The organism is Pseudomonas sp. Sample_20 (assembly GCF_004307585.1).
Lineage (GTDB): Bacteria > Pseudomonadota > Gammaproteobacteria > Pseudomonadales > Pseudomonadaceae > Aquipseudomonas > Aquipseudomonas atacamensis.
Window position 1 is genome coordinate 1 of the sequence record NZ_RCOA01000013.1, and the last position, 11,364, is coordinate 11,364.

The following is an 11,364-nucleotide window of genomic DNA, read 5'->3' on the forward strand; positions in this document are numbered from 1 at the left end:
GCCCAGGCCAAGGAAGGCTTGCCGGTGACGGCGGACAAGAACTGGGTGATCGTCAAGCCGGAAGAAATCCAATAAAAGCAGCTGATAGCGGCAAGCTACAAGCCGCAAGAAAAAGCAAGGCGGCTCTTGCTTGCAGCTTGGCGCTTATTTGATCGTTCCCACGCTCTGCGTGGGAATGCAGCCCGTGACGCTCCGCGTCACTGGACGCGGAGCGTCCCTTGAGGCGTTCCCACGCAGAGCGTGGGAACGATCACCTTTGCTTGCAGCTTGCAGCTTGCAGCTTGCAGCTGTAGCTGCCTCAAATCCCGTCGAGCATCGCCTTGTTGCGCACCGCGCCCTTGTCGGCACTGGTCGCCAGCAGGGCGTAGGCCTTGAGCGCGGTGGTCACTTTGCGTGGGCGCACCTCGACCGGTTTCCAGCCTTTCTTGTCCTGCTCGGCGCGGCGTGCCGCCAGTTCTTCGTCGCTGACCAACAGGTTGATCGAGCGGTTCGGAATGTCGATCAGCACCTTGTCGCCATCCTGCACCAGACCAATCGCGCCACCGGCCGCAGCCTCTGGCGAAGCGTGACCGATCGACAGGCCGGAAGTACCGCCAGAGAAACGCCCGTCGGTGAGCAGCGCGCAGGCTTTGCCCAGGCCTTTGGATTTCAGGTAGGACGTCGGGTAGAGCATTTCCTGCATGCCCGGGCCGCCTTTCGGGCCTTCGTAGCGAATGATGACGATGTCGCCTTCCTTCACTTCGTCGGCGAGGATGCCGCGCACGGCGCTGTCCTGGCTTTCGAAAATCTTCGCGTTGCCTTCGAAGACGTGGATCGACTCATCGACCCCGGCGGTTTTCACCACGCAGCCGTCCTGCGCGATGTTGCCGTACAGCACGGCGAGGCCGCCTTCTTTCGAATAGGCGTGCTCGAAGCTGCGGATGCAGCCGTTTTCACGGTCGTCGTCGAGGGTTTCCCAACGGGTCGACTGGCTGAACGCGGTCTGGGTCGGAATGCCCGCAGGGCCTGCCTTGAAGAAGTGATGCACGGCTTCGTCGCTGGTCTGGGTGATGTCCCACTTGGCGATGGCTTCTTCCATGCTGCGGCTGTGTACGGTCGGCAGGTCGGTGTGCAGCAGGCCGCCACGGGCCAGCGAACCGAGGATGCTGAAAATGCCGCCGGCGCGGTGCACGTCTTCCATGTGGTACTTCTGGATGTTCGGTGCGACTTTGCACAGCTGTGGCACGCTGCGCGAGAGACGGTCGATGTCGCGCAGGTCGAAATCGATCTCGGCTTCCTGGGCAGCTGCGAGCAAGTGCAGGATGGTGTTGGTCGAACCGCCCATGGCGATATCGAGCATCATCGCGTTCTCGAACGCCTTGAAGTTGGCGATGTTGCGCGGCAGCACGGAGTCATCGTTCTCGCCGTAGTAACGCTTGCACAGCTCGACGATGGTGCGACCGGCCTGGAGGAACAGCTGTTCGCGGTCGCTGTGGGTAGCCAGAGTCGAACCGTTGCCCGGCAAGGCCAGACCCAGTGCTTCGGTCAGGCAGTTCATCGAGTTGGCGGTGAACATGCCGGAGCACGAACCGCAGGTCGGGCAGGCGCTACGCTCGTACTCGGCGACTTTCTCGTCAGAAGCGCTGGAGTCGGCGGCGATTACCATGGCGTCGACGAGGTCGAGGCCGTGGGAAGCGAGTTTGGTCTTGCCCGCTTCCATCGGACCACCGGAGACGAAGATCACCGGGATGTTCAGGCGCAGCGCGGCCATCAGCATGCCCGGGGTGATCTTGTCGCAGTTGGAAATGCACACGATGGCGTCGGCGCAGTGGGCATTGACCATGTACTCGACGGAGTCGGCGATGATCTCGCGACTCGGCAGCGAATACAGCATGCCGTCGTGGCCCATGGCAATGCCGTCATCGACAGCAATGGTGTTGAATTCCTTGGCCACGCCACCGGCGCGTTCGATTTCGCGGGCGACCAGTTGACCCAGGTCCTTCAGGTGCACATGCCCCGGGACGAACTGGGTGAACGAGTTGGCGATGGCAATGATCGGCTTCTTGAAGTCGTCATCTTTCATGCCGGTGGCGCGCCACAGTGCGCGGGCGCCGGCCATGTTGCGGCCGTGGGTGGATGTTTTCGAGCGGTAATCTGGCATGGAGCACTCCGGGCGGCTAATCACGTACTAAAGGGGAGTGAGCTTCTGTTGACCTCTGAAACACCCGAAAAATGGCCGTGTGTCCGGAAGCTGCCGATGACGTTGCGGGATCGCCGCTGGTCTCAGCCTGAGCTCATAAACCCGCCGGGGATGAATGGCGATGAATGAGGCGATTCTACACCGCTGGCGTCGCGAGGGAATGGCGCAAAGCGTTGTTCCCCCGCTGAAGAGGCACGCGGGATGACGACTGGCAGGATCAGTGGTCGCCTCCTGGCATCACCGGATTGCTGCGCAGGTTGCTGACGCGACGGCCAATCACGCTGTTGAGCAACAGCGATACGCCGCTCAACACCACGAAGCCGTAACCCAGCGTCGCTTGCAGGTTGGCCGGGCCGAGGCTGATCAAGGCGCTGACCAGCCCGCCACAGATAAAGATGATGGTGCTGCCGGCGGACGCCGATGCGCCGGCATTTTCGGCGAACAGGCTCATGGCGCGTGAGGTGGCCGGTGGTCGTGAAATGGTCGTGCCCACCGTGCAGATCAGCATCGGAATCAGCACCGTCGCCGCGGACAGATCATGATTGGCCGCCAGATAGAGCATCACCAGTCCCGAGAGCAGGATCAGACTCAGCCCGGTGAAAATCTGCTGTTGCGCATTGATATGCCGATTCAGCACGCTGGCGAACAGGCCGCCAAAGACATAGGCGGCGCCGTAGATCAGCAGGATCAAGGCAAAATCGTAAGGTGCCATCTGCAGCTGCTCCATGAAGATCAGCGGCGAAATGACAATGAAGGAAAAGTGGCAGGCGAAAGCGAAGGCGGAAATCAGCCAGCAGCCGACGAATTCGAAATTGCTCAGCACCAATCTGTAGGGCTTTATGAAACCCCCATGTGGCCCATTCTGAACGGGCCGGCTGTTATCGAGCAGCCGCCACGTCTTCACCAGAACCACGGCGGCCAAGGCGATGAACACCCAGAAGCTGCCGCGCCAGCCGAGCGTGGCCTGCAGAAACGTGCCCGCCAATGGTGATACCGAAATGAAGATGCCCGTGGCGGTGACCATCAGGATCCGCAGGCGATCACGCTCGTTGCCTTCGAACAGATCCTGCACCAGTGCCTGGGACAGCACGAAGCAACCGCATCCCAGCGCCTGCATCACCCGGAAAATCAGGAACAGCGTGTAGTCATTGCTCAGCACGCAGCCCAGTGCGCCGAGCAGCGACACGCTCATGCCGGCAAGCAGCAGACCTTTGCGCCCGATCACATCGGACAACGGGCCGATCAATAACTGGGCAAATGCGATGCCCACGGCAAACAGACTGATCGACAGGGCGATGTCGTTTGACGATCGGCCAAAGTGGGCTGCCAATGCCGGAAAGGAAGGCAGCAGCACATCCAGCGGAAACACGCCAAGCAGGATCATCGCCAGCAGCAGGCTGATTGCTCCGCGCTGCTGTCGGCGGGTGGTTGCACGGCTGTGTTTATCCATCGATCAATCCTGCTTTGGCGAAGAGTGTCTGGTTATGGGGCAATGCAAAGAAGCCGGCCTTGTGCAGGGCCTCCACAGTAGGCTTGCAGCCAGCGCGTGCACGAGCGCGGTTGGCCTGCACCGTTACCGTGCTGCCGACAATCTCCATCACGTCGATCTCGGCGATACCGGCCGAACGCAGGCTTTGTTGCAGCCAGCTTTCATCCGCTTCGAAGAAGATGGAAATGATCTCCACGAGGGTCTTGCTGGCGAACAGGCGCTGACGACTGTTCATCGCAATCCAGAAATAATGGAAGGCTTCGGCGAAATAACGGCTGTGCCGGGCTTCGTCGGCAAGGTGATCACGCAGCATGTCGTTCACGCTGGACACCAGCGTGTCGCGGCAGACCTCCAGCAACTCGCGGGCAATGATCGTTTCCGAGACAAATCCCAGCAGGAACCAGGCCAGAGCGCGGTTTTTCTCCGGCGTGCGCGCGATCAAGGCGTTCATGCGGCTGATTCGCTTCGGAATGACCGGACGCCGGGTGATGCTGTAATACGCAGCGATCTGCTCGGCAATCTGGTTGGAAAACAGCGCGTGGTAGCCCTCGTCGGTATACAGCTGCAGTGCCGCATGTTTCATCGGCAGCGGTATGTAGATGGGCAGTTCGCGGTGCGCGATGACTTCCACGGCGCGGTTGACGATGCGGTGTTCGAGCAGGGTGGTGTAATCGAGGAAATACACCAGATGATTGGCGGTAAGGCGGTGCAGGGTTTCGCGACCCTTGGCCTGGATGGCCGGATGCGCCAGATAGGGCACGAAGGCCGGGGGGAACCAGTAGCGGGTTTGCAATTGCTGCTCGACATCGCCCGGTAAACGGTAGTCATGGGTACTGCTGCGTACCGATGCACGGCTCTCCCAGTCTGGAAGCGTGAATTTCAGCGACCATGACACCGGGGCTTCGCTCTCGTCCATCGCCGTGGGAATCATGACTGTGCTCCGCTGAGCAGATCACGCATTTCCTGGCACATGGTGTGACCATCGCTTTCGCCGCAACCGACAAAGAACAGCGGTTGCTCGGCGCTGCCGGCGATGCCGAGCAGGATTTCAACCTGTGCATCGGCAAATGCGCCGGTCAGCCAAGTGTTCAGCCCCAGCGTTGTTGCTACCAGTTGAAAGGTTTGCGAGAGATGACCGGCCTCGATGAATGCCATGCGATAGGCGCGCGAGTGTTCGTACTTCCACCAGAGACGATCAAACCTGGCGGTGATGAACACGCCCAGCGGCAGGTTGTTGATGAAGTGCTGGCCGCCGAGCAATTGGCCCAGTTCCGGATCCGGCAGCGCATTGATCCGACTCAGAGCGTGTTCGGCAGGGTGGTAGGCGTAGATGCCGGGTTCCAGCCCGCTGACATTTTGCGCCAGGACAAATCCCTCACAGGCGTTCAATCCGCCGCCGGACGGGCAGCTCCGGCGGGCCTCGAGACCCGGCGCGACCGGATCGGCGTGGGCATCTTCGCGCGGGGGAAGATAGCCAAGGGTCAGATAGAGCAGCGTGCCGACCTCGTTCAGTGTCACCGCGGCACCGGTGTAGGAACGACAGGTTTTGCGCCTCATCAGGGCCTGAGTCAGGCTGTCATGATTAATGGCGCCCGGTACGGGCAGGGTAATCAAGGGCTGCACTGATCGCGGCGCCCGGGTGTCTGCAGGTTCTGGCTTCGCCAGCACTTCGCTGCAGTGCGCCAGATATTGCCTGGACCACTCGTGAATATTCCGAGGCGTATGTGCGCAAGGTATATTTTGTGTGCCGATGTGATAAATCTTCGATAGTTCATCCCAGCCCCAATCCGGGGTGTCTATTTTTGAAGTTGTTAGAATGCCTGCGTCCAGAAGTTGTCTATCTATTATGTTATTGGGGTCAAATATATCAGGGTTGTGTATAAGGCTGGCGAGGCGATGGGAGTATTCAAGATCAAGTTCGTGTTGAGTGTGGTTCTTGTAGTTCCAGACTACTTGTCCGGGCGGGCGCGGCAATATAAAAAGAAAAGGATTGATATACATGGGTTCAGATCACTCAGGAAAAGTCTGATGGACGCCAGAGTGCCGGCACTCTCCGGCGTCCAGGCTACTTAGCGGCCGGTGGCTGCAACCAGAAAGGCCAGGTTGGCGAGTTTGTCTGTTTCGAGATAAATGGTTTTCATGATGTGAACTCCTTGTTCGTTGGTAGTTGAGTCGCTTCGTTGCGACAACTTCATATTAGTTTGTAATCGAATATTGGCAAGCGGATATTAAGTAGGAATATTCCAGTAATTTTGTCGGAGTGATCTTTTGCAGGAGGCTTACTGTGTAGGTTTAATTTCCATGTTTTACAGGCATGACGAAACTTCCTGCAAGGCGGCGAGAAAGAAGTTGTAGGAAGAGGGCAGGGCACTCATGTCGAGTGTGAAAAAAACGGGGGGAGGGCGCGCAAAAAAAAAGGGGAGCTCAGTGGCTCCCCGGTGTTCAAGCGCAATCAGCTGTTGGGCAGCAGACGGCAGGTGATGCTTTTGATGTAACGGGTTTCAGCGATGGCCGGATGCACCGGATGATCCGGACCCTGACCGCCACGCTCGAGCATCTGGATATTGCGGTCCAAGTGACGGGCGCTGGTCAGCAGGATGTTCTGCAGATCATCTTCCGGCAGGTGCATGGAGCACGAAGCACTGACCAGAATGCCGTCCTTGGTCAGCAGGCGCATGGCTTGCTCGTTGAGACGACGGTAGGCGCCTTCGCCGTTCTTCATGTCTTTCTTGCGTTTGATGAAGGCCGGCGGATCGGCAACGATCACGTCGAAGCGTTCTTCGCTGGCTTTGAGTTCCTTCAAGGCTTCGAAGACGTCGCCTTCGATGCAGGTCATCTTGTCAGCGAAGCCGTTCAGCGCGGCGTTGCGCTCGACACCGTCGAGGGCGAATGCAGAGGCGTCGACGCAGAACACTTCGCTGGCGCCGAACGCAGCGGCCTGCACGCCCCAGCCACCGATGTAGCTATAGAGATCAAGTACGCGTTTGCCCTTGGCGTAAGGTGCCAGGCGCGCGCGGTTCATGCGGTGATCGTAAAACCAGCCGGTTTTCTGCCCTTGAATGACCGGCGCTTCGAACTTGACGCCGTTCTCTTCCAGCGCGACCCATTCCGGTACCAGACCGAACACGGTTTCGACGTAGCGGTTGAGGCCTTCGGCGTCGCGGGCGGCGGAGTCGTTCTTGAACAGGATGCCGCTTGGCTTGAGCACCTGGGTCAACGCGGCGACCACGTCGTCTTTATGCGCTTCCATGGTCGCCGAAGCGATCTGCACCACGAGGATGTCGCCGAAACGATCGACCACCAGACCCGGCAGCAGGTCGGAGTCGCCGTAGACCAGACGATAGAACGGCTTGTCGAACAGACGCTCGCGCAACGACAGCGCGACGTTCAGGCGATGCACCAGCAACGACTTGTCGAGGGCCAGTTTGATGTCGCGCGACAGCAGGCGCGCGCAGATCAGGTTGTTCGGGCTCATGGCGACGATGCCCAACGGCTTGCCGCCAGCGGCTTCGAGCACCGCCTGATCGCCGGCCTTGAAGCCGTGCAGAGGCGTGGCGGCCACGTCGATTTCGTTGCTGTAGACCCACAAGTGGCCGTTGCGCAGGCGACGGTCGGCGTTGGCTTTGAGGCGCAGGCTAGGCAGGGACATGACGTCGCTCCGGAAAAAAGAGCGGGAGTATAGCGTGTTGACGCGTGCTCCGGTCTGGCCTGCGATGAAAAGCGGATGGCCCCTTCGCGAGCAGGCTCGCTCCCACACTTGGAATGCATTCACCTGTGGGAGCGAGCCTGCTCGCGAAAGGATTTCGGCGCTTACGCAGCCAGTGCGTCAATCAGGGCCTGACTGAACGCCGGCACATCATCCGGCTGGCGGCTGCTGATCAGGTTGCCGTCCTTGACCACTTCCTGGTCGACCCAGTTGACCCCGGCATTGACCAGATCGTCCTTGACCGTTTTGTAGCTGGTCATGGTCTTGCCATTGACCAGCCCTGCGGAAATCAGCAGCCAGCTGCCATGACAGATCACGGCAATCGGCTTGCCCGCCGAAGCGGCAGTCTTGACCAGATGCTGAGCATCCTGATCGATACGGATGGTGTCGGAATTCTGCACACCGCCGGGCAGCAGCACGGCATCGTATTGATCGACGCTCACAGCCTGGAAAGTGTTGGTGACGGGGAAGTCGTCCGCCGGTTTGTCATGGTTCCAGCCTTTGACGGTGCCGGCCTCGGCCGAGAGGATATCGACCTGCACGCCGGCCTGCTCCAGGGCATCCTTGGGGCCGGTCATTTCGACCTGTTCGAAACCATCGGTAACCAAAATAGCGACGCGTTTGCCATTGAGGGAAGTTGCCATCGGTAAGCTCCTGAGTCTGTGGAGATTTTGCCTTCGCATCGGACCGTTGAGGTCCGATGCGCCCTACAGATTCCGAAGCCTGGGCACAGATGAAAGTTCCGGCGATGTGCCCATCGGTGTGTCGCCCTGCGGTTTCAGCGGTTAGAATCGCCGCCTGCCCCGGAGTGTGTACTTATGTCCCAAGAGCTGACCACCGAACAGATTCAACAATCGCTGCAAGGCATCAGTGTGCCGGCGCAACCGCAGATCATGGTGGATCTGCAAATGGAGCAGTACATGCCCGACCCGGACTTGGAGGTGATCGCCAAACTGATCTCTCAGGACCCCGGTCTGTCCGGCGCGCTGCTGAAAATCGTCAACTCGCCGTATTACGGCCTGAGCAACAAGATCACCTCGATCCAGCGTGCGGTGAACCTGTTGGGCAGCCGCTCGATCATCAACCTGATCAACGCGCAGTCGATCAAGGGCGAGATGAACGACGACACCATCGTCACCCTCAACCGTTTCTGGGACACCGCGCAGGATGTGGCGATGACCTGCCTGACCCTGGCCAAGCGTATAGGCACCCAGGCCGGTGACGAAGCCTATGCGTTGGGCCTGTTCCACGATTGCGGCGTGCCATTGATGCTGCAGCGTTTCCCCAATTACATGACCGTGCTGGAAGAGGCCTACGCCAGCGCCAGCCCGGAATGCCGCGTGGTCGATACGGAAAACCGTGTGTTCAACACCAACCACGCCGTGGTCGGTTACTACACCGCCAAGTCCTGGCGCCTGCCGGAGCATGTCAGCGCCGCCATCGCCAACCACCACAACGCGCTGGCGATTTTCAGCGACGAATCGTCGAAGAACAGCCAACTGAAAAACTTGCTGGCGATTCTGAAAATGGCCGAGCACATCTGCGCCTCTTATCGCGTGCTGGGCAACCAGAGCGAGGATTTCGAGTGGAGCGCGGTGGGCCCGCTGGTGCTCGATTACGTCGGTCTGTCGGACTACGACTTCGAAACACTCAAACAAACGATTCGCGACCTCGGCGCGCATTGATCCGAGGACACCATGCCTGAACTGCCGGAAGTCGAAACCACCCGTCGCGGGATCGCCCCGCACCTGGAAGGCCAGCGGGTCAGCCGGGTCATCGTCCGCGACCGGCGCCTGCGCTGGCCGATCCCCGAAGACCTCGATGTGCGCCTGTCCGGGCAGCGCATCGTGCTGGTCGAGCGGCGCGCCAAATACCTGTTGATCAACGCCGAGATCGGCACGCTGATCAGCCATTTGGGCATGTCCGGCAATCTGCGTCTGGTCGAGGCCGGGTTGCCGGCGTTGAAGCACGAGCACGTCGATATCGAACTGGAGTCGGGACTGGCCCTGCGCTACACCGATCCGCGACGCTTCGGCGCAATGCTGTGGAGCAACGACCCGCTCAATCACGAACTGCTGATTCGCCTCGGGCCGGAGCCGCTGACCGATCTGTTCGATGGCGAGCGCCTGTTCCAGCTGTCACGCGGGCGCTCGATGGCGGTCAAGCCGTTCATCATGGACAACGCGGTGGTGGTCGGGGTCGGCAATATCTATGCGACCGAAGCGCTGTTCGCCGCCGGCATCGACCCGCGCCGCGAAGCCGGGGGCATTTCCCGCGGGCGTTACTTGAAACTGGCAATCGAGATCAAACGCATCCTCGCCGCCGCCATCGAGCGTGGCGGCACGACATTGCGCGATTTCATTGGCGGCGACGGTCAGCCGGGCTATTTCCAGCAGGAGCTGTTTGTCTACGGCCGGGGAGGGCAGCACTGCAAGGTCTGCGGCACCGGATTGCGCGAAGTGAAGCTGGGCCAGCGCGCCAGCGTGTTTTGCCCGCGCTGCCAGACGTGAAAAAATCCTTCGGTCTATAGTGAGAAGTCTCACTGCTCAGCCCGAAGGATCGTGCCATGAAAGTCCTGCAAGTCTTCTTCGTCACGCTGCTGTTGTGTTCCAGCCTGGCCGTTCAGGCCTCGGAAACCGGCAGCGGTGATCCGCGTTACACCATCCAGAATCCCCCGGCCTACGCCATGCTTGGCGACCTGCTGATTGCCCGACCTTTGCTGGTGGTGGCCACGGTGATCGGTGCGGGAGCGTTTGTGGTGTCGTTGCCGTTTACCGCACTGGGCGGCGGTGTTGGCGATGCCGGTCAGGCGCTGGTGGTTGACCCGGCGAAAGCGGCGTTTGTGCGGTGTCTGGGGTGTACAGGGGAGGGGTTTGAGCAGCGCGAGTGAGCTGATCGGGTTTCAGTGGTGTGGCTGATGGCCCATTCGCGAGCAGGCTCGCTCCCACAGGGGAATGCATTGCAAATGTGGGAGCGAGCCTGCTCGCGAAGAGGGCCGGACGGGCGCTGAAGAGATCAAGCCTTGCCGGTGATCTTGCGGTACTTCTCCATCAACTGTTCTTCAGTCTCCGGACGGGCTTCGTCCAGTGGAATGCAATCCACCGGGCAGACCTGCTGGCACTGCGGCTCGTCGTAGTGGCCGACGCACTGGGTGCACAGGTTCGGGTCGATCACGTAGATCTCTTCGCCTTGGGAAATGGCGGCGTTCGGGCACTCGGGTTCGCAGACGTCGCAGTTGATGCAATCGTCGGTGATGATCAGGGACATGCTAACTCCAGCCGGGGCGGCAGGCCCGGGCGCTATAAATCAATGCGCGCAATTGTGCCGCATTGGCGAGCGCAGTGCACGCGGGGGCGATCAAGGGCACGAGACTGCAATCTTCAAAAGCAAAGATCGCAGCCTGCGGCAGCTCCTACTTTTTGAAGCGCAGGGTCAGCGCGTCGGCCACGGCCGGGTGGACGAACTTGCTGATATCGCCGCCCAGCGCGGCAATCTCCCGCACCAGCGTCGAGGAAATGAACGAATAACGCTCCGACGGCGTGAGAAACAGGCTCTCCACATCCGGCGCCAGTTGGCGGTTCATGTTGGCCAGCTGGAATTCGTATTCGAAGTCCGACACCGCACGCAGACCACGCAGGAACACATTGGCGTTCTGCTCTTTGGCGAAATGCGCGAGCAGCGTCGAGAAACCGACCACTTCCACGTTCGGCAGGTGTTTGGTGACCTCGCGAGCCAGTTCGACCCGTTGTTCCAGCGGGAACAGCGGGTTCTTTTTCGGGCTGGCGGCGACCGCAATGATCACGTGATCGAACAGGCGCGAGGCGCGTTCGACCAGATCGCCATGGCCCTTGGTAATAGGGTCGAAGGTACCTGGGTACAACACTCGGTTCATCGCGTCGTCCTGGCGGGAGTCCGTTGGGGAGTCGGATGGTATCGCAGCCTTCCCGGTCGGCCAAGTCGCCTGTTGGGTAAGAAAGCACTATAGACGAT

12 protein-coding genes are annotated in these 11,364 nt (G+C 60.2%); 4 read left to right on the forward strand and 8 right to left on the reverse strand.

Annotated elements, in window-relative coordinates; translation table 11 throughout:
- Window positions 1–75: hypothetical protein (locus tag D8U70_RS27900; protein ID WP_241664630.1), on the forward strand; the 75-nt coding region annotated here is incomplete at its 5' end.
- Between the two features lie 223 nt (window positions 76–298).
- Here D8U70_RS27900 and ilvD read toward each other — a convergent pair.
- The 6 genes from ilvD to D8U70_RS01875 form a co-directional block, all read right to left on the reverse strand.
- A complete protein-coding gene (gene ilvD, locus D8U70_RS01845) occupies window positions 299–2,140 on the reverse strand; it encodes a dihydroxy-acid dehydratase (protein ID WP_016772696.1) in 1,842 nt (613 codons plus the stop codon).
- Between the two features lie 256 nt (window positions 2,141–2,396).
- Entirely contained in the window at window positions 2,397–3,629 is a 1,233-nt protein-coding gene (locus tag D8U70_RS01850; RefSeq protein ID WP_122748343.1) for an MFS transporter, read from the reverse strand.
- A complete protein-coding gene (locus tag D8U70_RS01855; protein WP_071172201.1) occupies window positions 3,622–4,599 on the reverse strand; it encodes a diiron oxygenase in 978 nt (325 codons plus the stop codon). The genes D8U70_RS01850 and D8U70_RS01855 overlap by 8 nt, the downstream gene beginning before the upstream one ends.
- Window positions 4,596–5,669: a SagB family peptide dehydrogenase gene (locus D8U70_RS01860; RefSeq protein ID WP_130928191.1), complete on the reverse strand. Its 1,074-nt coding sequence runs from the start codon at window positions 5,667–5,669 to the stop codon at window positions 4,596–4,598. The genes D8U70_RS01855 and D8U70_RS01860 overlap by 4 nt, the downstream gene beginning before the upstream one ends.
- 451 nt (window positions 5,670–6,120) lie before the next feature.
- Window positions 6,121–7,317 (reverse strand): class I SAM-dependent rRNA methyltransferase, encoded by a 1,197-nt coding sequence (locus D8U70_RS01865; protein ID WP_041476837.1) that lies wholly within the window; start codon window positions 7,315–7,317, stop codon window positions 6,121–6,123.
- A gap of 161 nt (window positions 7,318–7,478) precedes the next feature.
- Window positions 7,479–8,018: a type 1 glutamine amidotransferase domain-containing protein gene (locus tag D8U70_RS01875; protein WP_071172203.1), complete on the reverse strand. Its 540-nt coding sequence runs from the start codon at window positions 8,016–8,018 to the stop codon at window positions 7,479–7,481.
- A 228-nt stretch (window positions 8,019–8,246) separates the two neighbouring features.
- On the opposite strand from D8U70_RS01875, the gene D8U70_RS01880 reads away from it, so the two are divergent.
- Genes D8U70_RS01880 through D8U70_RS01890 form a run of 3 tightly spaced genes read left to right on the forward strand, consistent with a single transcriptional unit; the run spans window position 8,247 to window position 10,264 of the window.
- Window positions 8,247–9,059 carry an HDOD domain-containing protein gene (locus tag D8U70_RS01880; protein WP_160769650.1) on the forward strand — a complete coding sequence of 271 codons (813 nt, stop codon included), beginning with the start codon at window positions 8,247–8,249 and terminating at the stop codon, window positions 9,057–9,059.
- A 12-nt stretch (window positions 9,060–9,071) separates the two neighbouring features.
- A complete protein-coding gene (gene mutM, locus D8U70_RS01885) occupies window positions 9,072–9,884 on the forward strand; it encodes a bifunctional DNA-formamidopyrimidine glycosylase/DNA-(apurinic or apyrimidinic site) lyase (protein ID WP_016772703.1) in 813 nt (270 codons plus the stop codon).
- A 56-nt stretch (window positions 9,885–9,940) separates the two neighbouring features.
- A complete protein-coding gene (locus D8U70_RS01890) occupies window positions 9,941–10,264 on the forward strand; it encodes a multidrug transporter (protein ID WP_076564452.1) in 324 nt (107 codons plus the stop codon).
- Between the two features lie 125 nt (window positions 10,265–10,389).
- On the opposite strand, the gene D8U70_RS01895 is transcribed toward D8U70_RS01890, so the two are convergent.
- Together D8U70_RS01895 and coaD are read right to left on the reverse strand one after the other, a co-directional pair.
- Entirely contained in the window at window positions 10,390–10,641 is a 252-nt protein-coding gene (locus D8U70_RS01895; protein ID WP_057723493.1) for a YfhL family 4Fe-4S dicluster ferredoxin, read from the reverse strand.
- A 145-nt stretch (window positions 10,642–10,786) separates the two neighbouring features.
- On the reverse strand, window positions 10,787–11,266 hold the full coding sequence (gene coaD, locus D8U70_RS01900; protein WP_003229157.1) for a pantetheine-phosphate adenylyltransferase: 480 nt from the start codon (window positions 11,264–11,266) through the stop codon (window positions 10,787–10,789).
- Between the last annotated feature and the right edge of the window lie 98 nt (window positions 11,267–11,364).